At 36.6% G+C, this 26,024-nt stretch carries 19 protein-coding genes; 5 read left to right on the top strand and 14 right to left on the bottom strand.

Features of this window, described 5'->3' with window-relative positions:
* Positions 1 to 6: 6 nt before the first annotated feature.
* From glgD to malQ, 5 genes are all read right to left on the bottom strand, one after another.
* The gene (gene glgD / locus NSA47_RS08255; protein ID WP_257530838.1) at positions 7 to 1,134 is read right to left on the bottom strand and encodes a glucose-1-phosphate adenylyltransferase subunit GlgD; all 1,128 of its coding nucleotides are present in this window, start codon (positions 1,132 to 1,134) and stop codon (positions 7 to 9) included.
* Positions 1,135 to 1,173: 39 nt separating this feature from the next.
* The gene (locus NSA47_RS08250) at positions 1,174 to 2,292 is read right to left on the bottom strand and encodes a glucose-1-phosphate adenylyltransferase (protein WP_257530836.1); all 1,119 of its coding nucleotides are present in this window, start codon (positions 2,290 to 2,292) and stop codon (positions 1,174 to 1,176) included.
* Complete coding sequence (gene glgB / locus NSA47_RS08245; RefSeq protein ID WP_257530834.1) at positions 2,234 to 4,198, bottom strand: 1,4-alpha-glucan branching protein GlgB; 1,965 nt, start codon at positions 4,196 to 4,198, stop codon at positions 2,234 to 2,236. The genes NSA47_RS08250 and glgB overlap by 59 nt, the downstream gene beginning before the upstream one ends.
* 244 nt (positions 4,199 to 4,442) lie before the next feature.
* Positions 4,443 to 6,815: a glycogen/starch/alpha-glucan phosphorylase gene (locus NSA47_RS08240; RefSeq protein WP_257530832.1), complete on the bottom strand. Its 2,373-nt coding sequence runs from the start codon at positions 6,813 to 6,815 to the stop codon at positions 4,443 to 4,445.
* Between the two features lie 9 nt (positions 6,816 to 6,824).
* Entirely contained in the window at positions 6,825 to 8,303 is a 1,479-nt protein-coding gene (malQ, locus tag NSA47_RS08235) for a 4-alpha-glucanotransferase (protein ID WP_257530830.1), read from the bottom strand.
* A gap of 317 nt (positions 8,304 to 8,620) precedes the next feature.
* Between malQ and tyrS the strand changes: the two genes are divergently transcribed.
* Both tyrS and NSA47_RS08225 read left to right on the top strand, forming a co-directional pair.
* Positions 8,621 to 9,850, top strand: coding sequence for a tyrosine--tRNA ligase (gene tyrS, locus NSA47_RS08230; RefSeq protein WP_257530828.1), 1,230 nt, complete (start codon positions 8,621 to 8,623; stop codon positions 9,848 to 9,850).
* Between the two features lie 239 nt (positions 9,851 to 10,089).
* On the top strand, positions 10,090 to 10,488 hold the full coding sequence (locus NSA47_RS08225; protein WP_257530826.1) for a hypothetical protein: 399 nt from the start codon (positions 10,090 to 10,092) through the stop codon (positions 10,486 to 10,488).
* A gap of 127 nt (positions 10,489 to 10,615) precedes the next feature.
* Here the strand turns inward: NSA47_RS08225 and NSA47_RS08220 are convergent, their stop codons facing one another.
* Entirely contained in the window at positions 10,616 to 11,014 is a 399-nt protein-coding gene (locus tag NSA47_RS08220; protein WP_257530824.1) for a hypothetical protein, read from the bottom strand.
* A 185-nt stretch (positions 11,015 to 11,199) separates the two neighbouring features.
* Positions 11,200 to 12,432, bottom strand: a complete 1,233-nt coding sequence (locus NSA47_RS08215) for a PucR family transcriptional regulator (protein WP_257530823.1) — start codon at positions 12,430 to 12,432, stop codon at positions 11,200 to 11,202.
* 280 nt (positions 12,433 to 12,712) lie between these two features.
* Between NSA47_RS08215 and NSA47_RS08210 the strand changes: the two genes are divergently transcribed.
* On the top strand, positions 12,713 to 14,647 hold the full coding sequence (locus NSA47_RS08210; protein ID WP_257530821.1) for an oxidoreductase: 1,935 nt from the start codon (positions 12,713 to 12,715) through the stop codon (positions 14,645 to 14,647).
* A 451-nt stretch (positions 14,648 to 15,098) separates the two neighbouring features.
* On the opposite strand, the gene NSA47_RS08205 is transcribed toward NSA47_RS08210, so the two are convergent.
* The 6 genes from NSA47_RS08205 to NSA47_RS08180 all read right to left on the bottom strand — a co-directional run bounded on the left by NSA47_RS08205 (position 15,099) and on the right by NSA47_RS08180 (position 22,678).
* Positions 15,099 to 16,274, bottom strand: a complete 1,176-nt coding sequence (locus NSA47_RS08205; protein WP_257530819.1) for an MFS transporter — start codon at positions 16,272 to 16,274, stop codon at positions 15,099 to 15,101.
* Positions 16,275 to 16,388: 114 nt separating this feature from the next.
* Complete coding sequence (gene abc-f, locus NSA47_RS08200) at positions 16,389 to 18,035, bottom strand: ribosomal protection-like ABC-F family protein (RefSeq protein ID WP_257530817.1); 1,647 nt, start codon at positions 18,033 to 18,035, stop codon at positions 16,389 to 16,391.
* A 461-nt stretch (positions 18,036 to 18,496) separates the two neighbouring features.
* Positions 18,497 to 20,080, bottom strand: coding sequence for an ABC transporter permease/substrate-binding protein (locus NSA47_RS08195; RefSeq protein WP_257530815.1), 1,584 nt, complete (start codon positions 20,078 to 20,080; stop codon positions 18,497 to 18,499).
* Entirely contained in the window at positions 20,081 to 21,211 is a 1,131-nt protein-coding gene (locus NSA47_RS08190) for an ABC transporter ATP-binding protein (protein ID WP_257530813.1), read from the bottom strand.
* Between the two features lie 222 nt (positions 21,212 to 21,433).
* On the bottom strand, positions 21,434 to 22,048 hold the full coding sequence (locus NSA47_RS08185) for an MntP/YtaF family protein (RefSeq protein WP_257530811.1): 615 nt from the start codon (positions 22,046 to 22,048) through the stop codon (positions 21,434 to 21,436).
* A gap of 126 nt (positions 22,049 to 22,174) precedes the next feature.
* Positions 22,175 to 22,678 (bottom strand): metal-dependent transcriptional regulator, encoded by a 504-nt coding sequence (locus tag NSA47_RS08180; protein WP_257530809.1) that lies wholly within the window; start codon positions 22,676 to 22,678, stop codon positions 22,175 to 22,177.
* Positions 22,679 to 22,827: 149 nt separating this feature from the next.
* On the opposite strand from NSA47_RS08180, the gene NSA47_RS08175 reads away from it, so the two are divergent.
* Positions 22,828 to 23,073 (top strand): FeoA family protein, encoded by a 246-nt coding sequence (locus NSA47_RS08175; protein ID WP_257530807.1) that lies wholly within the window; start codon positions 22,828 to 22,830, stop codon positions 23,071 to 23,073.
* A gap of 18 nt (positions 23,074 to 23,091) precedes the next feature.
* Positions 23,092 to 25,239: a ferrous iron transport protein B gene (feoB, locus tag NSA47_RS08170; protein ID WP_257530805.1), complete on the top strand. Its 2,148-nt coding sequence runs from the start codon at positions 23,092 to 23,094 to the stop codon at positions 25,237 to 25,239.
* A 270-nt stretch (positions 25,240 to 25,509) separates the two neighbouring features.
* Here the strand turns inward: feoB and msrC are convergent, their stop codons facing one another.
* Positions 25,510 to 25,992: a free L-methionine (R)-S-oxide reductase MsrC gene (msrC, locus tag NSA47_RS08165; protein WP_257530803.1), complete on the bottom strand. Its 483-nt coding sequence runs from the start codon at positions 25,990 to 25,992 to the stop codon at positions 25,510 to 25,512.
* Between the last annotated feature and the right edge of the window lie 32 nt (positions 25,993 to 26,024).

Here is a 26,024-nt window from a genome sequence, read left to right as displayed (position 1 = left end):
CCCCTTTTATAACCTTAATCCCTTTTTAATCCCAAGGGGATTTTTAGGGCTTCCACTTAAAACATTGTCCTTGGTAATATGAACATATTTATCCAAAATAGTATGGTTAAGAAAGGTATTTTCTTCCACAATAACTTTACTCATTAAAATGCTATTTTTTACAATGGCTCCTTTTTGTATATGAACTCCCCTGCTGATAATGCTGTTTTCTACCTTACCCTCTATAATACAGCCATTGGCCACCAAAGAGTTTGTCACTTGGGCATTGGAAGTATACTTGGTAGAGGCTTCATTTTTAACCTTGGTTAGAATGCTCCCATTTTGGTGAAAGAGTTCTCTAGAAATGTCAACATTCAATAAATCTTGACTAGCTTGATAATATCTTTGGGTAGAGTTTATACAGGATAAATATCCGTCAAATTGATAGGCTTGAACTTTAAGATTTTTAAGGGTTTTTATACTTTTTATAACGGCCTGCTTTAAATACTCCACCTCTCCTGTTCTGATCCCGCCTTGAATAATATCTATAAGCAATTCCTTGGACATGAGATACATTTCCATAGAAACATTATTGGTTTGTCCGTCTTCAATATTTTTTCCAATACTGAGAACCTTATTTCCAGGACCTATGTTTAGGCTATCACAGTTACTAAATTGACCCTGTTGATCCTTGATTTTTTTGTAGATTATGGTAACATCTGCCTGATTTCTTTTATGATAATCCAATACTTTAGAATAGTCTATATTGCAAATCATATAGCTTTTCGTAAGCAAGATATATTTTTGTTTGCTATATTTTATATAGTCTAGATGATTTTTGAAATTTTCAATATCCCCTCTATGGACACGTAGATCCTTTAAATCTATCACAGGATTAAGAACAAAAATCCCATTGGTGGTCTGGTGCAAATCCCAGTCCTTTCCTGAACCTAAGTGATCCATAAGAGAGCGACTTTTCCCTTGGGAAAAGATTGCTATATTATTAATTCCTGCATTGACCATATTGGAAAGTACAAAATCAATAATTCTATACCGTCCTCCAAAGGGTATGCTGGCTATGGGCCTATGATAAGTCAATTCTCTTAAAAGATCCTCTTTTTCGCTAAGATTGATCACACCCATGATCTCTTTCATGGTTTTCCCCCTTTGCTTCATTATTCAATTTCCTTTCGACTAAACCACTGCTATCTTTTCTTTATTGTTCTTACCTATTTGAAGCCCTGCCTTTACTACTCTGTCCTCCATGACAATAGCCTTTTTCACAAGAGCGTGATCTTCTATGATTGCATTGGGTAAAATTACTGAATCCTCTACCCTAGCATGATGACCTACATAAACTCCAGGAAATAATACCGAATTGACTACCTCCCCTTCTATGATGCAACCTTCATTAAGCAGAGAGCCCTTTACCTTTCCTTCTTTCCCAATATAGTGGGGTTGGGTATTGGGGTTTACAGAATAAATCTTCCAATTGCTATCATATAAATTCAGTTCATTATCATCCCTTAGTAGATCCATATTGGTTTGCCATAAACTTTCCACTGTACCCACATCCCGCCAATATCCTCTGAAGGTATAGGCATATAAATTCAAGTCTTGAGCAATCATTTTTGGGATAATATCCTTTCCAAAGTCATGGTTGGAATTTTTGTCTCTTTCATCTTCTGAAAGCACCTTTTTTAACTTCTTCCAATTAAAAATGTATATTCCCATAGATGCTAAATTACTCTTAGAATCAGGTGATTTTTCCTGAAAATCATAGATTTTGTTGTCCTCATCTACATGCATGGTGCCAAAACGTTGAGCTTCTTGCCAGGGTACCTCAATAACAGCAATGGTAGCATGAGCCTTTTTTTCTTTATGTTCTTTTAACATCAGGGAATAATCCATTTTATAGATGTGATCCCCTGACAGAATCAAAACATACTCCGCATCATAGGAATCTATAAAGTGCATGTTTTCGTAAATGGCATTGGCTGTACCTTTAAACCATCGTCCTCCCTTTGCCCCTACATAGGGAGATAAAATATGTAATCCTCCATTTTTTCTGTCTAAATCCCAATGACTTCCATTCCCTATGTGGGCATTAAGCTCTAAGGGTTGGTACTGAGTGAGTATGCCAATGGTATCAATATCAGAATTGGTACAATTACTTAAAGTAAAATCAATGATTCTATATTTGCCCCCAAAGGGTACTGCTGGTTTAGCTAGTTGGGTGGTTAAAGGGCTTAACCTAGTTCCCTGTCCCCCTGCTAATAGCATCGCTACAATTTCTTTTTTTTGTTTTCTCATTATAGATCACTCCTTCGTAATTGCTGTCCTTGTCTAAAAATTTATGTTTTTTCATGTATATTGCTCCCAGAGGAGGAATACTTAATTCAATATAGTGAGGGCAATTATGCCACTCTCCTTCAATAGATTTTATCTCTCCTTTGTTTATCCAATGGCTACCTCCAAATTTTTCATCATCACTATTAAGTACTTCTTTGTATATTCCCCTCTCAGGAATTCCCATCTTATATTGCCTATAAGGAGTGGGCGTAAAGTTAAATATGCCCAAAAGAAAATCCCCCTCCTTATTCCTACGAATAAAAGAAAATACGCTTTGTTCATGATCTTGGTGGTTTATCCATTGAAAGCCTTCTGCTTTATGGTCCCATTGATACAATGTTTTTTCTGCTTTATAAAAATGGTTTAGGGTCTTGACAAAAGATTGCATTTTTTTATGCATGTCATAGTCTAATAAAAACCAATCTAATTCTTTATCATGATCCCACTCGATAAATTGCCCAAATTCTCCCCCCATAAATAAAAGTTTTTTGCCTGGGTGGGCATACATATAGGAATACAACAAACGAAGACCGGCAAACTTTTGCCAATAGTCCCCGGGCATTTTGTCCAAAAGAGATTTTTTCCCATGGACTACCTCATCATGAGATAGAGGAAGGAGAAAGTTTTCTGAAAAAGTGTAGGTGATGGAAAAAGTAATCAATTGATGATATTCTTTGCGACTTTCAGGCCGCTTTTGCATATACTTTAAAATATCGTTCATCCAACCCATATTCCACTTATAATTAAAGCCCAATCCCCCAAAATGAACAGGGGCTGTGACCAAAGGCCAGGCACTTGAATCCTCTGCAATCATTAAAGCCTCGGGATAATGATGGAAAATAACTTTATTTAGGGTTTTTAAAAAATCAATAGCCGCTAAATTTTTCCCTTCCCTCCCTTGGTCTAGATAGAGCATATAGGATACCGCATCCACTCTAAGACCATCAATATGATATCTTTCAAACCAAAATACAGCATTTGATATTAAAAAACTCCGCACTTGGGGTTTTTCAAAATCAAAAACAGCTGTTCCCCATTGATGATTTTGAGAAAGTCCTAGATCATGGTGTTCATATAGAGGGCTTCCATCCAATTGGTACAATCCGTGCTCATCCTTGCAAAAATGTCCTGGCACCCAGTCTAAGATTACTCCTATGCCCTGCAGATGACATTGCTCTACAAAATATTTAAAATCATTGGGATGGCCATATCTGCTTGTCACCGAAAAGTACCCCGTAATTTGATAGCCCCAGGACCCATCAAAGGGATGTTCCATAAGGGGTAATAATTCAATATGGGTATAACCCATTTGTACCACATAGGGAATGACTTCCTCTGCAGCTTCCCTATAGGTGATAAACTCTCCCTTATCCTTCCTTTTCCAAGAGCCTAAATGCAATTCATAGATATTTAAAGGTTGGTCATAAGGCGGTTGCTTGTTTTTCATATATTCCCCATCCTGCCAAGGATAGGAATTTAGAGAAAATATTTTAGAAGCAGTATTCGGCCTTACTTCGCTATAAAAGCCATAGGGATCAGCCTTTCTTTTTATCTCTCCCTGTTGGGTTATCAATTCATATTTGTATAAATCCTCTTCTTTAAGCTCTGAAATGAATATCGTCCATATCCCAGAAGATTGAACATTCTGCATTTCAAATCCTTTCCCTTGCCAAGCATTGAAATCTCCAATTATCCTTACCTCTTTGGCATTAGGCGCCCATAGGGTAAAATTTATCCCTTCTCTATCTAGATATTTGACCCGATGAGCGCCTAAAAAATTATAGCTTGTAAAATGTTTTCCCTGATTAAAAAGGCTTATCTCCCCTTGTGAGGGTGGAATATAGGCTATTACTCTTTGGTTTGTCATGGTAGGTATCTCCTTACTTATAAATCAATTTTTAGAAATCTTCTCAAAGATTTCCTTTTATTTGTACATCATAGAGCAAAACCATATAGGAGTTTCTTCCTGCACTCATTATCCATTTGTTTCTTCTATTTACTCCTTTTTTCCTATCTTGAGATTTAGCTTTTGCCTTTCCCTTATCCCTGGTCTTGTATACACTATTTTTTTCTATCTTTCATTCTATGGGCATTTCTGTTTTTTTATGACTTTAATTTTGTTTTTTTATATGCCATATTTCTTTAGCATATTCTTGGACAGTACGATCGCTACTAAATTTTCCTGCATTACAAATATTCATCCAGCATTTTTTTGCCCACAATATCCTATCTTGATACTCTTCCAAGACTCTTTGATAAACCTGCCGATAGTCTTCAAAATCCTTTAAGATAAAATACTGATCTGCTATTTGCCAATGGGCTCCCTCCAACAAAGATTTATATATTTCTTGGAACATTCCCGTTCCTCCGTCATCAAAGGTGCCATCAATAAGGGTGTCCATCACTCTTTTTAATCCTGGTACAGTCTTATAATATTCTTTTGGGTTATAGTGGTGCCCTAAGATCTCTAACTCCTCTACTGTGGCTCCAAAAATATAGTTGTTTTCTTTTCCCGCTTCTTGGATGATTTCTACATTGGCCCCATCATAGGTGCCTAGGGTAGGAGCTCCATTGAGCATAAACTTCATATTTCCTGTTCCTGAAGCCTCCTTTCCTGCCGTAGAAATTTGCTCTGACAGGTCTGCCCCAGGAAATAGGTATTCCCCATAGGAAACATTATAATTTTCCACAAATACTACCTTTAACTTGCCTTCAATCTCTTCATCTCCATTAATGAGTTTCGCTATTTCATTCATGTATTTAATAATTCCCTTGGCAATATAATAGCCTGGAGCGGCTTTGGCTCCAAAGATAAAGGTGATAGGGGGAATCTCCTTTTCAGGGTTTTCTTTAAGTTGAAAATACAAATCTAAAATATGAAAAGCCTTTAATAATTGTCTTTTATATTCATGCAATCTTTTTATCTGGATATCAAAAATAGATTGGGTGTCTAGGACTATTCCCTCTCTTTTTTCAATATACTCTGCCAACTGCTTTTTCTTCCATTGTTTAATCTCCAAAAATCTCTTGAGCACCCTTGGATCTTGAGCATATTTTTCTAGCTTCTTTATTCTCTTGAGATCAACAATCCATCCCTCATCTCCCAAAAGTTCTGTAATTAGGCTGGCCAATTCCCTATTACATAGGGCCAACCAACGTCTTGGAGTAATCCCATTGGTTTTGTTTTGAAACTTCTGGGGATATAATTTATACCAATGCCTTAACTCACGATTTTTAAGTATTTCTGTATGAATCTGAGCTACTCCATTGACGGTGTGACTGCCTACTATAGCTAACCAGGCCATGTGGATTTGCCCATGACAAATAATTCTCATAGGTTGTACCCCTTCCTGGGAATAGCCTAAAGAGATCAGTTCTTCTTCAAAACGTCTATGAATTTCCACTACAATTTCATATATTCTCGGAAGAATTTGGCTAAATAATCCGATATCCCATTTTTCTAAAGCCTCCGCTAGGGTAGTATGATTGGTATAAGAAAAGGTCTCTACAACTATTTTCCATGCTTTTTTCCAGGGCATATGCAACTCATCTAGAAGAATTCGCATGAGTTCTGGAATAGCCACAACCGGATGGGTATCATTCAGTTGAATGGCATGATCCCTAGAGAAGTGTTCAAAGTTTTCCCCGAACTTTTCCCGATATTTACTGACTAAATCCTGCAGAGAAGCCGATACAAAAAAGTATTGCTGTTTGAGTCGCAACTTTTTTCCCTCTGTGTTGGAATCATTGGGATACAATACTTTGGATATATCCTCTGCCCTGTTTTTTTTCCTTACTGCCTCATCATATTGCTGCTGATTAAATAAGGGATAATTAAATTCTTCTGTGGCCTCTGCCTGCCATAGACGGAGGGTATTTATGCTCTTCGTTTGATAGCCTATAATAGGAGTATCGTAGGGGATAGCCTTTACCTGTTGTCCATGGAAACTGACCATAACACTCTCTTCTTCCCGTCTAATAGACCAGGGATCTCCATATCTCATCCAATTATCCCCTTCTTCTACTTGAAATCCTTCTTCAAATCTTTGCTTGAATATCCCATAGCGATATCGTATTCCATAGCCTGTAACTGGAAGATTTAAGGTAGCACTAGAGTCCATAAAGCAGGCGGCTAATCTCCCCAGGCCTCCATTTCCTAAACCAGCATCCTCCTCTATCCTCTCAAGTTTATTTAGATCTATATTTAATTCCCTTAGGCTTTTTCTGACTTTGTCATCAATGCCCAAATTCATTAGGTTATTGCTCAATGCTCTACCCATGAGAAACTCAGCAGAAAAATAGTAGGCTTGTTTTGACCTGTGGTAGTTTTCTGTAGTCTCCTTCCACCTTGGGGTAATCATGTGGATAATCGTCTTGGAAAGGGCATTCCACCTTTCCTGCTCCTCGGCTTCATCTAAGGTTTTTGCTTTTTCTGCTCTGAGTATAATTTCCATGCTTTTTATAAATTCCTCTTTGTTAAACATTTTTTCACCTTACCTTCCATAAAGTCTTGTTAGCTTTCTTATGCTTTCTGCCAACTCTGGTCCTAAGTCCTCTTTTTTTGCCCTCCACTGCCAATTCCCTTGAGTGGTGGAAGGGATATTCATTCTCCCTCCACTGTCTAAACCTAAAAAGTCTTGCATGGGGGCGATGGCAAGATCAGCTACCGAACTCCATGCCCCTCGGATAAAATCCCAGTGATATCTTTCTTGGTTATTTAAATTTAAATATTTCTTGGCCATCTTTATTTCTTTGGGCGTTCCTTTTTCTAACCATCCTATGATGGTGTCATTATCATGGGTGCCTGTATAGACCACAGAGTTTTTATCATAATGATGGGGTAAGTATGGATTTTGCTGATTGCCATCAAAGGCAAATTGTAAGACCTTCATACCTGGGTAGCCCAAAGATTCTCTCATTTCAATGACCTCTGGAGATAAGTCTCCTAAGTCCTCGGCAATAATCTTTACCTGCCCTAAAGACTGCTCAATGGCGTGAAACAGTTTAAGGTCCGGGCCCTTTTGCCATTGCCCTCTTTGAGCTGTTTTTTCTCCATAGGGAATTGCCCAATAGCTTTCAAAGCCTCTAAAATGGTCAATACGAAGAACATCATAAAGGAAAAAATGTCTCTTTATTCTATTTATCCACCAATGGAAATTGCTTTTCTCTAATACATCCCAACGATATAGGGGATTGCCCCATAACTGACCGGTAGAGGAAAAAGCATCCGGGGGACAACCGGCTACTTTAAGGGGTAGATTGTCATCATCCAATAAGAATATTTCTGGGTTTATCCAAGTATCTACACTATCCTCTGCCACATATATGGGAATATCTCCGATAATCTTTATGTCCTTTTCACTGGCGTATTTCTTGATATCTCCCCATTGTTTTAAAAAGATATATTGCAAAAATATCCAATAATCTATTTCTTCTTTTAATTCTTTTTCGAGGTATTTCACAACCCGAGGGTTTCTTTTGGCTATATCTTTGGGCCAGTCTTTCCACGGCTTTAGTTCATATTGAAATTTTAATGTCATATAAAGGGCATAATCCTTCACCCAGTAACTATTTTCCTCTACAAATTGTTTTATTTCCCTTGAATAAATTGCCTTCCCCCTTTGGAATGCCTTTTTAAATAGGGGAATCTTATTCAAAAATATTTTTTGATAATCTACCCTTTCTCTGTTCCTTCCAAAGTCTATCTCCTGAAACTCCTCCTTTTTTAAAAGATCCTCTTTACGTAATAAATCTAGATCAAGCAAATAGGGATTGCCTGCAAAACTAGAAAAGGATTGATATGGAGAGTCCCCAAAGGCTGTAGGACCTAGGGGAAGTATCTGCCAATAGCTCTGCCCTCCTCGATTAAGAAAATCTATAAATTCATAGGCCTCCTTTCCTAGGGTCCCAATGCCATAGAGGCTAGGCAAGGCGGTAATCGGCATTAAAATTCCGCTACTTCTTTGAAACATCTTTCTCCCCCTTGTCAAAAATAGTATATTCTGATACAATTCTGTAAAGATTAATATTAAATATTGATATGTATGATGAAGGAGTTTTAGTAGTTATTTATGGTTACAATGTAGAGAGCAGTTCGGCTGGTGAAAGAGCTGCAGCACATAAATAGCCAATTACGCCTCTGGAGTATGGATTTTTCCCGACCCCCATTCGTTACATGGATAAAGACATCTAGATATTTTAGATGTAAATTAAGGTGGTACCACGGCGATCTCGTCCTTATGGATAGAGGTGGCCTTTTTATTTGAATAAATTTAGGAGGTATTTGATTATGAAAAATGTATTCGATACTCTTTCTGAAAGGGGTTATATAGAACAATCAACCCATGAAGAAGAGATAAGAGAACTATTAGGAAAGGAATCTATCACTTTCTATGTGGGTTTTGACCCTACCGGAGATAGCCTACATGTCGGTCACTTTGTACAACTCATGGTCATGGCCCATATGCAAAAAGCAGGGCATCGTCCTATCGCATTAATCGGCGGAGGTACAGCCATGGTAGGAGATCCCTCTGGCCGTACTGATATGAGACAAATGCTCACTCCCGAGCAAATCAAGAAAAATGGAGATGCTTTTAAAGATCAATTTTCTCGATTAGTAGACTTCTCCTCTGAAGATAAGGCTATTATGGTCAACAACGCTGACTGGTTAATGGATTTAACCTACATTCCCTTTTTAAGGGACGTCGGGGTGCATTTCTCTGTCAATAGAATGCTGACTGCAGAATGCTTCAAAAGTAGAATGGAAAAGGGCCTATCCTTTATTGAATTTAACTATATGCTTATGCAATCCTATGATTTTTTGGAGTTATATAGAAGGGAAAATTGCAAATTACAATTAGGCGGTAATGACCAGTGGTCCAACATCATCAGTGGAGTGGATTTAGTGAGACGGGTCGAATCTGCCCAAGTCTATGGAATGACTTTCTCCCTACTGACCACCAGCGAAGGCAAAAAAATGGGTAAAACCCAATCTGGGGCTATTTGGTTGGATGCCAATAAAACCACTCCCTATGAGTTCTACCAATACTGGAGAAATGTAGATGATGCAGATGTAGAAAAATGTTTGGCTCTTCTAACCTTCTTGCCTATGGAAGAGGTAAAGCGTTTAGGTTCCTTAGAAGGAGCAGAAATTAATAAAGCCAAGGAAGTATTGGCCTTTGAAGTGACCAAATTAGTTCATGGAGAAGAGGAAGCCAGGAAAGCTGACCAAGCTGCCAAATCCTTATTCGGCCATGAAGCAAATGCTACCGACCTTCCCTCCACCGAAATTTCAAAAGATGACTTTGTAGAAGGATTAGATATTATCTCTCTTCTTCAAAGAGCAAGTTTAGTTTCCTCCAGAGGAGAAGCCCGAAGACTCATCCAACAGGGTGGAGTATATGTCAATGACGAAAGGGTAAAGGATATTGACCAGAATATCACCCTAGAGGACTTTTCAGAAGACACCCTCATGATCCGTAAGGGGAAAAAAGTGTATCATCAAATAAAATTGGGATAGATAAATATAGAGATAAGCCAGAGGGCATAGGAATAAGTATGGAAGGGGTGCAATTATTCCTTTAGCATTGAGTTAATATATCTGTTGATATATAATAAAGCTAAGTTAAATGATATATAAAAATGGCTATTTCAAATGATTTACTATTGATTTAAGATAATATATAGAGACTAAATCTAGAATTTTATTGTAAAGAAATGAGATACATGGGGAATAATCATTTTATGGGGGGTTGGAAAATGGATAAAGAAACAAAAGAGTTTTTAGAAAACTTGATGAATCAAATGAATTCTAAATTCGACAAAATGGAAGATAGTTTCCAGGGATTGGAGGATAAGTTCCAAGGTTTGGAGAATAGGTTCCAAGGATTGGACAATAAGTTCCAAAGATTGGAGGATAGGTTCCAGGGTACAGAAAATGAGTTGAAAATTTTTAGAAAAGAAGCCAATAATCGTTTTGACCATCTAGAATCTGGACAAAGGCAGATAAAAGCTTTAGTTGAGGATATGGATCCCAAAAATGCCAATAGACATTTAGAGTTAAAAGAATCTATTGAGGACCTAAGAAAAAATTTAACCAATGTTGAGATTATAACCAGTAGTAACTGGAATGAAATTGCAAGGTTAAAGAAGATATAATAATGAACTCCTCCAGTTAAAATTGAACATTAAGACTTTAGATGAAAACTCTCCCCTACCTAAAGCTAAAGCAAAAACATTTAAGCCTCCAACTTATATAAGTTGGAGGCTTAGATATTGATAAATGTTATTTACCTTTTATTAAGTCTATAATAAGCGTTTTATCTTTTCCCTTAATGAACATAACACTTGCCTTTTCATTGTCATTTTCTAATTGATAGTTGTATTGTTTGTCGATTGTAGAATTATGGACAACTTCCTTTGCTTCAACAATCTCCCATATTTCTTGGTTGATATTCTTATGAAAATATGTTTTGACTTTGTCAAGATTACCCTTAAAATCAAAATCTATATATTTCTCGCTTACCATTTCTTCTGAATCCAACATCTCTAATAACTGCATTCCAGGATAAATTGGAATTCCTTCAAAATTTTCAGAGTAGGCAACTTCATTATTACAGCCTGTGAGTAATAACACTATGAATAACGCTGATATAACTAATATTTTCTTCCTAAGTTTTCTCATTATTCATTCCCCCATAATTAACTATTCAATAGTCATATAGTTCTATAACTATGACTTAAACTAAACTTACTTTTGCCAAGAGAACACATGGGGTCGGTTGTTTCATGTCATATGGTAAAGTTCTACATCTCTGTATTAGCCGTTTGTTAAGACATTTTTACCTACAACTCTATAACTTACTCTTATTAATTTTGTTCCAATTTTTCTATAAGATCCAATACCTGAAAGCTTACAAGCAAGTATGAGTAAATAGAATTATCCTGAATATTAATATTAGTGATCTCTTCTACTTTTTTTAGTCTATACCTAAGTGTATTGCGATGAATATGCAATTTATCACAAACAATACTGGCACTTTGTTGATTAATCATATAAATTCTTAGGGTTTCAAAATAGGTAGTATTATTTTCTTTGTCATAGTCTTTCAACAAATATAATGCTGGATGAATACAATTTTGTGGTTGGATTTTGTCAAATGAGGAAAGTAAAATAGCTTTTAAGGCGTAATAGCTATAATGATAAATATTCTTTTGAGGGTCAATCTTTCTCCCTGTTTGAAGGGCAGCCAATGCTTGTTCCCGATATAAGAAAATATTCTTTATATCGGAAAAAGTGTAACTCATTCCGCAAATGAGATCTAAGGATTTTATCAATTCTGAAATATTCTTCAAAGTGCTCTCTGAAACTCCATGATTACTTAAGTTATATAAAAAAACATATAAAATACCATTAGATGCATAGGTCAAAAGGGAGGATTCTTTGTACTTCAACTGCCTTTCAAAATAAGCAAATGAATCTTCCCTATCCATACTAGAGGGAGCTATGGCCAGTATGACATAGCTTTCTTTTATGTTTAATTCTGCAAGGGTCAACCATTTTTTAAAATCCAATTGAGTTTTTATATTGCCCATGATTAAATCCCGGGCAAAGGATTGCAGTATAATATTGGATCCTTTGTTAAGAATCCCTTGCTTTTCTAGAACAATTCCCATGGAATCAGCAACAATCTGCAGCGCATCATCATGCCAAGACTCATATTTTTCCATTGGACATAAAACCGCCAGATATCCTATTATATTATTGTCAATAAGGATAGAGGTTGTTAGACGTGGATGATCCTTAAACCATCCCCAATTCAAATGAATAGACTTGCCAGGAGATTTATTCACAATATCTATAAGGTTATGTTGTTGAAAGATCTGCACAATTTCCAATGGTACCTTTTGCTCTTCTAAAGGGATATCCCAGCAAGCATCATCCTGAGGGGTAGGTGGGTAATTTTTAGCCAACATTTCAAAAGAGGCATCACACACAGCTACAGGCATATTAAATACTTCATAAGCTGCTTGCAATACAGATTCAACTCCTCCTGATTTAATCCCGTTAAACATTCTAACATATATTTCTTTTAAATCCATAATACATAACCTCCATTAAGATTAGCATTAAAAATCTAAAATAATTTACTTCGTTGCACTAAGTATACTTTTGAGGATGATCACTTGTCAATGCTCACTAAGGACCTTTATGTCCCAAGAAGTTAATCAATCGATTTGTACAAAACCTCCAAAATCCATTTCAAAGTTTAGGCATCTGCACATTGTGTGTTAATTAACAAACAAATATACTGAATGTAGATAGGATTTTGATTTTTGAAATAAACCCATTTACATTCAATTAAAGGAGGAAAACAGTATTATGAATAAAAACTATCCACATCTTTTTTCAAGATTTAGGATCAACGGTATGGATCTTAAAAATCGTATTGTAATGGCTCCAATGGGAACTTTCTCAGAAGCTCGTAATGGTTTTCCAAATGAAAAGCAAATTGAATACTATAGAGCTAGAGCTCGTGGCGGAGTTGGAATGATTTTATTAGAAGGACAGTATGTTACAAATAAAACTGATCCTTGGATTGATTATGTCACTACCGCTGGAACAGATGAGCAAATGAAGGGATGGGCTCTTCTTGCAGAAGCATGCCATGCAGAAGGTGCTAAAATTTGTCTACAATTAAGTTGTGGTTTAGGAAGAAATGCTTTTCCTTTTAGTGATGAGCAAATGGTTTCCGCTTCAGAAGTCCCCTCCTTTTATCATCCAGAGCAAAATTGTCGTGCACTGACCATCGAAGAAATTCATGATATCGTAGAACATTATCGAATTGCTGCTAGAAATGCTAGTACGGCTGAAGCAGATGCAGTACAGATTCACGCCCATGCTGGATATATGTTAGATCAATTCATGACTCCAGCTTGGAATAAACGTACTGATGAGTATGGCGGTAGCTTTGAAAATCGTATGCGAATTGTCAAAGAAATCTATGAAGCAATCCGTGATGAAGTAGGTCCTGATTATCCTATTCTAATACGTATGGCGGCTGATCATGATTTCCCTGGTGGAAGAACCTTAGAAGAAAGTATCGAAATTGCCAAATATTTAGAAGAATTAGGTATTGATGCCTTTGATATTGATATGGGATGCTACGAACGAAAACAATGGATAGTCCCTTCTATTTATTCTGGTGATGCATGTATGGTTGATTATGCTGCTAAAATAAAAGAGGCTGTAAGTGTTCCAGTGCTAGCAGCTGGTACATTTACTCCAGAAACTGCCGAAGAAGCTTTAACAGATGGAAAATGTGATGTGGTCATGTTTGGACGTCAATTAATTGCCGATCCAGATATGCCTAATAAGCTGCTTGATGGTATGGAAGAAGATGTAAGACCATGCCTGTATTGTAATGAGGTATGTGTTGGAAGACTTTATGAAAATAGAGTTATCTCCTGTGCTATAAATCCACAGGCGGTATTTGAAAAAGAATATCCTCTAGTAAAAACCAATCGTCCAAGAAAAGTTGTCGTGGTAGGTGGAGGACCTGGAGGAATGGAAGCAGCACGGGTAGCCGCCCTCCAAGGACACCAAGTTACTTTATACGAAAAAAGTGATGCCTTAGGTGGTCAATTAATTGCAGCTTTCCAACCCCCCTTTAAAAGAAGACTACGTTTATTTGTAGACTGGCAAAAACTTCAAATCCAAAAAGCTGGTGTAGTCATAGTACTAAACAAAGAAATCCATGCAGACTCGCCTGAACTTGAAGATGCTGATCGCATTATTGTTGCTATTGGAGCTGAAGTCTTTAACCCACCTATATCCGGCATAGAAAATACAGTCAATGTGCTAGAAGCTCATTTAAATCCTGAAAAAGTCAAAGGAAACAAAATCGTGGTAGCTGGTGGTGGGGCCTCTGGTTGTGATTGTGCCCTTGAACTCGCTATGGAAGGTAAAGAAGTTTCTATTGTAGAAATGGCACCTGAGATTGCACCAAATATGCTTTTAGATAATAGAAATCCCCTACTTTTCCGATTAGAAGATCACAATGTAAAACAATATGCTGGACATAAAATTACCGAAATCACTTCTAAAGAAGTAAAAGCTATTGATGGCGATGGAAAAGAAGTATTCTTTCCTGCCGATACTGTTATTAGCGCTTTCGGCATGAAGGCTCGTCACAAGCTTGCAGAAGAAATTGCTTATAAGTATCCAACTACAGCCATTATTGGTGACTGTAATGAAGTAGCACAAATCGGTGGTGCGGTAAGAAATGGTTTCTTTGCTGGATGGAGTCTCCACTAAGAAAATAAAAAGGGCTGATCTGTTCACCAGATTTCAGCCCTTTACTTTTATTAATGAACTGTCCCATAAACTCCAAAATAACCTAAGCCTGATTCCTTTTAAGTTATGTTGCTCTAAATTATTCTATGAAATTTACAAAAATTGTGTATTAATTTATCTAAACAAAAACTGTTATAGCGAAAGTAATTATAAGAATTACAATCATTAAAATAGAGCATAAAATAACCTTACTAAAATTAACTCGTTTTTGTTTATATCCCTCATAAGCTGCACTTATTATCGTATAACCCATCATTAACTCAATAATCATTACAAATACCATGAAATATTTAAAGTAAAACAAACTTAAATTCCTCCTATGTTAGAGAATGGTTTTATACAACTATGATTTAACCTAATTTTTTCATATATAGTATATTTAAAATAAAACTCTAGGATTTTCCCCTATTAACTAGACTCTGGGATGGTACTTAGGATTTAAAGCCTCTCCTTGCCAAAGTGTATAAAGGATTAATCCCACGAAACAAAACACTCCTCCAGTAATCATAGCATACTCAATCCCAACATCGGCTATTTTCCCAAAGATTAAATTTGTACAAACAGCGATCATGTTCATCATAGATGAATAAATAGATAAAATGGTGGCACGGTTAGATGCTTTTATTTGACGATTTTGAATATCCATGCTTACAGGGATGAACAAAGAGGTTGCCACCCTTAAAATGACTATTCCCAATATAGAAATCATGAAATGAGGTAGTACTGCCATGAGGATGCAAGATACTGCTGCTATACAAAACAAAAACTTTATGACCATACTTTCACCTAGCCAAGTGGTAAGTTTGGAAGAATAAGCAGATAGCATACCAGATAAAGTAACAGCAATATAAATGTATCCCATATATTGCGTTAATATCCCTGAACGTACATATTGTATTTGGCTAAGAAAAACCGTAATGGTCTGATGACTTTCCATAAGTAAAGCTGAGGAAATCAAAAAGAGAATAAATTTCTTATTTTCTCCAATAGAAACTGCAAGTGTTTTTAATGGTTTACCCAATGGGATCCTTACATCTGACTTATGGTGAACCCCACTGAGCATGAAGGAAAGGATCATGGCTAGCCCGTAGGACAGCATAGTAAAAAAAGCTGCCTGTCTATAATTATCTTTGATCACTAGAGAAAATATCATAGAGGCAATCACCAATCCCCCATTACTCATAGCATTATAGATGCCGAAGATCTTTTGATTATCTTTTTTTCCCGCGGACAGGTATAAATAAGCCGAATCACAACCCGATAATCCTGATAGAACTATAGATAATATAAGTCTTTCCGCCAGAAACCATATAAAACTATCGGCTTTCCAAAATATAATCTTGGATATAAAGTAGAGAATATTACATATAAGAATCGTTTTTTTATACCCTATCCTATCCGCTATATATCCCCAAGGGATTTCACAGGCAATCATCACCACTAGAGAAATGCTTTCTATAAGAGTGATCTCAAAAACAGAAATTCCCTGGGACTGACGATAAAGGGTCGCTATGGGTCCATAAAACACCATACCCTGTAATAAAGCAATACCATAGAGCAAATAGATATTCTTTTTATTATCTTCCAATTTAAAACCTCCATATCATTTTTTGCACAATAAATAACCTATTGGAATAGGCTAAGAAAATATGATATGGTTTTTAAATTGGACAATTCATAGATAGCTCTCCTTTTATTATAGTTAATGTATGGATTTCAGTTTTTTTATCTCCTTTAATATCTCATGATATTCTTCATCCAATGCTTCTATATCATCATCTTTTGAAGGCATAGATAATTTTCCTATCACTTCTGCCATACGATTTTGCAAGACAAATATTCTCTTCTCTACTTCTTCCTTCGTATCATCCAATGGGGTATTCCTTTTCTCTAAATATTCCTGATAAGTGCCCCTAAACATTTCTATTTTATGGTTGTTTATGGTCATAATATGATCTGCAATAGTACTTACAAAGCTTCTATCATGGGAAACCAGTAACAATGTCCCTTGATATTCCTTAAGAACTTCTTCCATGACCTCTATAGAGTTGATGTCCATATAATTGGTAGGCTCATCTAATATCAATAAATTCATATCCTGTAATAATATTTTGGCAAAGGAAACCTTCACCCGTTCTCCTCCACTTAGTACCTCTACTTTTTTGTAGACATCTTCTCCCTTAAATAATAGACGGGCCAATAGTATTCTTGCAAAGGTTTCATCATAGATGCTACTTTCCATAACATTTTCTATGATGCTTAGATTTTCCTTTAAAATATTCATATTTTGATCAAAGTAGCCTATCTTGGCTCTTTTAGCTATTTTTATGGACTCCTCTCCGTTTATGATCATTTTGACTAGGGTACTTTTTCCGCATCCATTGGGACCGATAAAAGCCACTTTGGCACCATTATTTATTTTAAAATCGCTATCTTTCAAGATGGTTTTTTCTCCAAAGGTTTTATGAATATTTTTTCCCTCTATAAGGATTTTGCTATAAAGCCTATCTTGATTGACTATGTCTAGCTTGATTGCCTCTAATTCTTTAGGTTTTTCTTTGCTTTCTAAATGCTCTATTCGTTTTTCAATATTTTTAGCTGCTCTATCCAAGGTCGCCTTAGCCTTTTGTCCTCCCATTTTGTGAAGTCTAGCTTCAGAATTTCCCATTCTTTTAGGCGGCCTCTTTATACTTTTTCCCTTCTGTTTTGTGTCCTCAATAACCCCTTCTAAACGTTTCTTTTCCTTGATATATTGCTGGTATTCAAATTGAGCCCTTTCTTTTTCTTTGGATTTTTGTAGGGCATAATCACTATAATTTCCATTATAGATATTTATCTTACCATCTTCTAGCTCCCATATTTTATTACATAATTTATCCAAAAAGCTTCTATCGTGGGAGATGATCATTAAAGATCCCCTATATTCTTGAAATCTTTTTTCCACCAGTTCAATAGCCTCCATGTCTAAGTTACTAGTAGGCTCATCGGCAAATATTATTGAACTATCTTTACTTAAACCCTGGGCCAATTTAAACCTGGTTTTTTCTCCTCCACTCATATTTTGCTTCCAAGTCGTTGATACTCTAAACTTTGAAGCCATCTCTTCACTTATTTGTATACTCTCCGCTTCCTCCAGTTGAGAGATATAAGAGTACCCTCCATACAACCTAACAGTTCCCTCATCAGACTGTACCTTTTTACTTAAAATATTCATTAACGTAGTTTTCCCTACTCCATTGGGGCCTACAATTCCTATTCTATCTTCAGCATAAATTTTTAAATTCTCGATATCTAAAATTAATCGATCTCCAAAATACTTTTTTATTTGATTTCCTTCCAATAATAACATAAAAAAACCTCTCCTTATAATGTAGTGGAGAGGATAGCGTCACTCTAATAGAATTGGATCAACATAAAATATAAATAGACAGAGCCTTCTATTTTACGTGTACCAATAATATTTTATAGACAAGCTATTACAGATTTCAAACACTATCCACTCACAAATTTAGAAAAATGCACAGGTACAAAGGCTTTCTATTAATCCTTCATTTTACACAAATCTTTAAAGTGAATTATATAATCATTCTGTAAATACCTTGCCCTTTCTTAATATTTTAGATTTAACATCATTATACCTATAATCCTCCTATCCTGTCAACAAATGACAGGATAAGGGAAAAATAGACTAGATGGTAGCAGATACATGATGGGATGACACATCAATCTACAACCCTCACTTACTTTCCTTTTCTTTTTAAAATATTAATAAAAATGACAGAGGAGGATCCCCTGTCATTTTTCATATTTCTATTGATTTTTTAGCATTCCTTGTTCTTCTAGAAAATCATGGGCAACATTTTTGGGTTTTTGTTGCAATTCATCTACTTGATAATTTAGTTCCATCATAACTTCATCAGTTAATACTTCTCCTAGTTCTGCCAGGATGGATTGAATTTCAGGATATTCCTTTAGCGTTTGGCTTCTAATGATAGGAATAGCATAATAGGGGGGAAAGAAGTTTTGATCATCCTTTAGTACTTGAAGATTAAACTTTTTCAAAAGGCCATCGGTGGAAAAGGCATTTGTTACATCAATTTCTTTATTCTCTATTGCAATATACCGATTTGAACCATTGATGCCTATTTCATTTTTAAAGCTAAAGCCATAATGTTTAGCAAGTCCCACAATGCCGTCTTCCCTATTTAAAAATTCTAAGGTGGAACCAACGGTCAATTGATTTCCAACCTTTGCTAAGTCACTGATGGTTTCTAAGTTGTATTTCCCAGCAATTTCTTGACTAACGGCTAGTGTATAGGTGTTATTAAAGTTCATTTGCTCTAAGACTTCCAGATCAAATTTTTCTTTAAAATCCTTTTTCACTGTATCATATACCTCATCCATATCAGTAATGGGTGGGTAACTTAAGGTATCCCCATAGGCAGTACCGGTATATTCTAGATACATGTCAATATCACCTGATTTCAGGGCATTAAAGCATACTTGAGTACCTCCTAAGCCTGATCGTCGATTCACCTTAATATCGCTTCTATCTTCAATTAATTCTGCCATAAGCTCGGTAGCAATGCGCTGTTCGGTAAAGTCCTTTCCTCCAATGGTGATGACTTTATCTGCTGTATTGATATTGCCTAAGCCAGTAGAAATCATGATGGCTATAAGAATTATTGCCGTCAATGCTAATATTCCTTTTTGATTTTTCCTTGTTTTATACAAAGCTTTTTTAGAAACGCCCTTTGTATTTTGTAAACTTATAGGAGTAACTAATTTTTCGATCAGCCCAAATATAAAGTCCACAAGCAATGCCAAGATACATGCTGGTATGGCCCCTGCTAATATTTGATGAGTATTGACTGTACTAATACCCGAAAAAATCAAAAATCCAAGGCCTCCGGCCCCGATAAAAGCCGCCATGGTCATCAAGCCTACAGCAGTAACGGCTGAGATACGGACACCCGCCATAATCACTGGTAGTGCTAGGGGAATCTGTACCTTAATGAGTACTTGGGATCTAGTAAGTCCTATTGCCTTTGCAGATTCTAAGGTATCTTCATTAATGCTGGTAATGCCCGTATAGGTATTTTTTACGATGGGCAAAAGAGAATATAATATGACAATAACCACAGAAGGTACAGAACCAATCCCCAATAGGGGAATAATAAGGCCTAGTAGGGCCATACTTGGAATAGCCTGTACTATATTTGTTGCCCCTACTACAGCTCTACTGGCTTTTTGAAAATAGCTAATAAAAATACCCAAGGGTACACCAATGAGTACCGCCAATCCCACTGCAATGGCTGTCAGAATGATATGCTCTGTGGTGAGGGAAATCACTTGTTGTATATTATTTATAAAATAAGACAAGAAAGCCATCATCTATTCCACCTCCCCATCCGGAACAATGTATTGTTGACTCAGTGTATTGACAAGGCTACTTTGGGTAATTAGTCCAATTAGCATGCCTCTCTCATCTAATACAGGGATTTCAGATACATCATCTGTATTGACCATTTTGAGAATATTAATAATGGTATCCTCTGGATGGGTGGTGATAAAGTCTTTCAGCATAATATGATTGACTTCTATAGAACGATCCTTTTGCTTAGCGATTTGCTTTGCTTTAATGATGCCCTGCAGTTTTTGGTTTTCTCCCTCTACCACCATAAGGCTGTTGACATTTCTCATGCGCATATTTTCTAAACATCTCGATAGAGGAAGATCAGGGGTACAGGTCACAGGATTTTCAATCATAATGTCCTTTGCCCTAATATATTTGGGGGATCCCCAAATTCTGTTTTTCCCTACAAACTCCAATACAAAATCATTGGCAGGGTATTTTAAAATATTTTCTGGTGTATCATACTGCACAATTTGTCCCTTATTCATAATACATATTTTATCTGCAATTTTTATGGCTTCTGCCATATCATGGGTGACGAAAACAATGGTTTTCTTCACTTTTCTTTGCAAGCTTACCAACTCATCCTGCAGTTGATTTCTTGTAATAGGGTCAAGAGCTGAAAAGGGCTCGTCCATTAAAATAATATCCGGATCCAAGGCAAAGGCCCTTGCCACTCCTACTCTTTGTTGCTGCCCTCCACTTAATTCAGTAGGATAACGATCTAAAAACTCTTCTTCTAGCCCTACCATTTTCATCAGTTCTAGGGTACGATTATTAATTTTTTCTTGAGGTAATTTCTCGACGCGGGGGATAACTTCAATATTTTCTCTTATGGTCATATGGGGGAAAAGACCAGTTTGTTGTATAACATATCCTATTCTTCTGCGGAGTTCAATAGGATCTTTTGTAGAAATATCCTCCCCATTGATGAAGATGTTGCCAGAGGTGGGTTTGATTAATCTATTAATCATCTTTAGCGTTGTGGTCTTTCCACATCCGCTTAAACCAATGAGTACAACCAACTGTCCCTCTTCAATTTCAAAGGAAATGTCCGATAGAATAGTTGTATCTTTATATCTTTTTGTTATGTCATTAAATTTGATCATTAACGTCCTCCTTCCATTTAAAAATAGAATCTGCCAACTCTATTATAATATTATGTTTTTAGTTAGTCAAGAAAATGACTACTGTTGGCATCATTATTTCAATTTTATCCCATCAAAGTAAAAATCTAGGTATTTCAAAGCTAAGATACATATTTTCATTTAAAAAGACAAAGGATCTCTTTAAAATCCTTTGTCTTTTCCCTCTCTGTATGTGTTTTCTGATTATAGAGCGATTTCTATTCCTCCTAGTAGAACAAGCAATGCCCCCGCGATTAAGGGCGCATATTTACCAAAAAATCTACCTAATACTCTATTTCCCATACCTCTGCCTAACATAATGGTAAGGATACTTAGGACAAAGGTGGCCACAAGAGTTATATGAATATTTACTCCTGTGATACTGGCAGCTATGCCCGTGCCTATATTGTTCAAAGTTAATCCCAGTGCCACAAAGATGGATTCCTTCATATCAATATGGCCAGAGCAATCTGCATCAGACTTTCTTGCATAATTTTTCATATCCTCGATATCCTTAAGAGCCATGGTCCTGGCAGGGGTGTTTCTTTCTAGCTTCACTAGACTTTCCACAATAAAGTATATTCCTAAAAATACAATCATACCCCCACCAAGAAGATTGGCTACAAAGGGAGGAAAAAGTTTCGATATATAGGTTCCAAAAACCATGGACAAAAATGTCCCCAAGGTTGTGATACAAGCAATCATTATATTTACAGAGATTCCTATTTTAATTTTTTTTATCCCATAAGCTATACCCACAACAACATTGTCCAGACAAGCAGATATACTAAATAATAAAGCGGGTAATATTATTTTCATATTTATATACTCCTTTGTTTCCTACTATTGTTGATTTTCTACTCAGTAGGCCACTTTATATATAAATATGCGTAAACTTTCCTATTGGTTCCTCATGGACAGGTAATATATATTTATTTTTTGTACTTATAGCTGATTGGGTAAATCAATCTCTTTATCAAAATCTTCCTTAAAGGCTATATACTTATCCAATACATCCGGATTGTCCTCTAGAAATTGATTCATAACATACATACTCTCTAAGGTTGTCAGGCTCACATCATGTTCTATCATTTCAGTATCTTTAAGGAGGGTTTTTCTTATACCCAGATTTTTCAAAAATTTTTCTATAATTTGATGCCTTTTCAAGAGAAAGCCTCCGATTTCCTTCCCTTCCTTGGTCAATTGTATAATGCCATATTTTTGATAATCCACTAATTCCAATTCCCTTAGCTTCTTGACCATATTGGTGCTGGAGGAAGGACGAACATTTAGTTTTTCTGCCAATTCATTCACTCGTATATATCCATCTTTTTGACATACTCTATAAATCATTTCCAGATAATCCTCCATACTGGAAGTGAGCAATTTGTCTTCTACGTTTAGCATTTGATACCCTCGCACGGTATGAAATTCTCTATCCTTTTTCATTTATCCCATCTCCTTTTTTTGTTTACCTTTCATTGTGTAACAAATTTACCCTATTCTTCATATCTTATTATTAGCTACGGCAAACAAAGTTTCCTATGACTAATTTATGTGATCAATAACAAAAAAATTAATAGAAGGGAGTTTATTCTATGAATATAAATTTAATTCCATTACACCAATTACCCGTTGGTTCCTTTGGCAAGGTGAAAAAGCTTGTTTCAGAGGGGGTAGCTCGAAGACGAATGTTGGATTTAGGGTTGATCTATAACACAACTGTAGAGTCCATAAGGAAAAGTCCTGCAGGTGATCCTGTAGCCTATGGCATTAGGGGAGCTGTTATTGCCTTGAGATCAGAAGAAGCTTCTCAAATTCTTGTAGAATCAATTGAATCATAAAATTAGGAGGTTGTATAAATGGGTTTAACGAACCAATCTACTGGTTTAGGGGCTTTAGATCAAATGTTTGAGATCCAATTAGAATCCCCAGACGATATTGTCATTGCTTTGGCAGGCAATCCCAACACAGGAAAAAGTACAGTATTTAATAGTCTTACCGGTCTAAATCAACATACTGGCAACTGGCCTGGCAAGACCGTGACCAATGCTCAAGGGAGATATGCTCACCGGGATAGGCCTTATGTATTGGTTGACCTACCTGGCACCTATTCCTTATTGGCTAACTCTGTAGAAGAGCAAGTCGCTAGAGACTTTCTTTGTTTTGGCAATCCCCACGCCACAGTAATCGTAGCCGATGCTACTTGTTTAGAAAGAAACTTAAATCTTGTACTTCAAATTTTGGAGATCACTGATAAGGTGGTTCTTTGCGTAAATCTGCTAGACGAGGCCAAAAGAAAAAAAATCACCGTAGATCTAAAAAAGCTTTCAAGCCTTTTGGGCATTCCTGTGGTAGGGACCACGGCAAGAAGTGGCCAGGGTTTGGAAGAGCTTAAAGATACCGTGGAAAAGGTAGCTTTAGGTAAGATAGAAACTAAGCCTATTAAAATTTCCTATCCTAAAGACTTGGAAAAGGCAGTGGAAGAAGTTGAAATCTATATAAATGATGTGGTCGATCATAAAATAAATAGCAAATGGGCTGCCCTGCGTTTAATGGATGGAGATCAGGCCCTATTGGCTTCTATGAAAGATTATCTTGATCTGGATTTATCTCAAGATAATGGGCTAAAAGAAAAAATTACTCAGGCTAGAGAAAACTTAGAAACCGAAGGAATTGAAAGAGAAAGTTTAAGAGATCTTATTGTGTCCAGTATTGTTCAAACCGCTGAGGATATGAGTAAAAAAGTAGTATCCTTTGAAAATAAACATTATAATGCCTTAGATCATCGAATTGACAACATCCTTACTTCTAGATTATTTGGCATTCCCATCATGATTGCCCTTTTAGGCGTAGTCTTTTGGATCACCATTGAAGGGGCAAATGTTCCCTCTGAGCTGTTGGCCAAGGGATTGTTTTGGATTGAAGATCATCTAACTACCTTTTTCCATGGGATAAATGCTCCCCAATGGCTCCATGGCCTCCTTGTATTAGGAGTTTACCGTACCTTGGCTTGGGTAGTCTCTGTCATGCTTCCCCCTATGGCTATCTTTTTTCCTCTTTTCACTCTATTAGAGGATTTAGGATATTTGCCTAGGGTGGCCTTTAATCTAGACCATTATTTTAAAAAGGCCTGTGCCCATGGAAAACAAGCCTTGACTATGTGTATGGGTTTTGGATGCAATGCTGCAGGGGTTATCGCCTGCAGAATCATTGACTCACCTAGGGAAAGACTAATTGCTACCATCACCAATAACTTTGTCCCCTGTAATGGTAGATTTCCTATTTTAATTGCTTTAGCAAGTATGTTTTTTGTAGGGGGCACTGGTCTTATGAGTTCCTTTGGGGCTACAGGCGCGGTATTATTGGCAATTTTATTAGGAGTGGGGATTACCCTAGTCATTTCTAAAGTACTATCTAAAACGCTGTTAAAGGGACTGCCCTCTTCCTTTACTTTAGAATTACCTCCCTATAGAAAGCCTCAAGTAGGAAAAATCATTGTTCGCTCTATTTTTGATCGTACTTTGTTTGTACTAGGCCGGGCAATCGTAGTGGCAGCACCCGCTGGGTTAGTTATCTGGGGGATGGCTAATGTGCCCGTAGGGAATGTAAGTTTGCTTACCTATTGTGCCCAGTTTTTAGATCCCTTTGGGAAGCTTTTAGGTATGGATGGGTATATCTTAATGGCCTTCATATTAGGGCTACCAGCGAATGAGATTGTCATTCCTATTTTGATTATGAGTTATATGTCCCAGGGAGCTATGTTGGAATTAGATAGTCTACATCAGATGAAGCAATTATTTTTAGATAATGGTTGGACTTGGTTAACCGCTGTTTGTACTATGCTCTTTGCCCTAAATCATTGGCCCTGTGGCACTACGCTCTTTACTATTCGTAAGGAAACCCAGAGCTGGAAATGGACTGGAATGTCTTTCTTGGTACCCACTATAACGGGTATAGTAGTGTGTTTTGTGGTTGCCCAGGGGGCAAGGCTACTGGGATTAGTATAAAAATAATGTCTAATAGAGGCGGTTCATAAACCAACTCATAGCGTAAAATATTTATCTTCCTCCCATTTTAAAGGGTTGGTTTCTATGTATCCATATATCTTCAAATATTTTTTCCTACTTCTAATGATGTGGTCGTAGTATCCCCATTGCCAAACTTTTTTGCAAAAAGGCGGATAAATTTTATTTTTATCACCTCTTATCTATTCATCTGTTGTCATTGTTTTAAACCATTGAATGGTTTCTTGTAGGGGCAGACACATAGATCTTCCCCTACAAGAAAACATCCCAATGGCAATGTTCCTTAAATATCTTCACAAATTCTTCTAAATACTTCCCATCAACTTCATCAAATCGATTAAAGACTGGGCTATCAATGTCTAATATTCCGATTAATTTATCCTCTTTTATAATGGGGACTACAATTTCGGAGTTGGAGGCGCTGTCGCAGGCAATGTGCCCTGGAAATTTGTGTACATCTTCTACAATAATGGTTTTCCTTTTCTGGGCGGCTGTACCACATACTCCTTTTCCTAGATCTATACGGATACAAGCGGGTTTCCCTTGGAAAGGGCCTAGGATCAATTGGTCTTCTCGATAAAAGTAAAAGCCTGACCAGTTAATATCTTTCATGGTATTAAAGAGAAGAGCAGCAGCATTGGCACTATTGGCTAGCCAATCTCTTTCCCCTTGGACTAAGCCCTTTAATTGCCTTAGGGTGATATCATAATACTGTTTTTTATTTTCAATATTCATCTGTTAATCTCTCCTTTTTTACAAGAAGGGCT

It is taken from the genome of Irregularibacter muris, assembly GCF_024622505.1.
Classification (GTDB): Bacteria; Bacillota; Clostridia; order Eubacteriales; family Garciellaceae; genus Irregularibacter; species Irregularibacter muris.
Note: the sequence above shows the minus strand (reverse complement) of the source record. Positions and strands in the feature narration are given on the sequence as shown.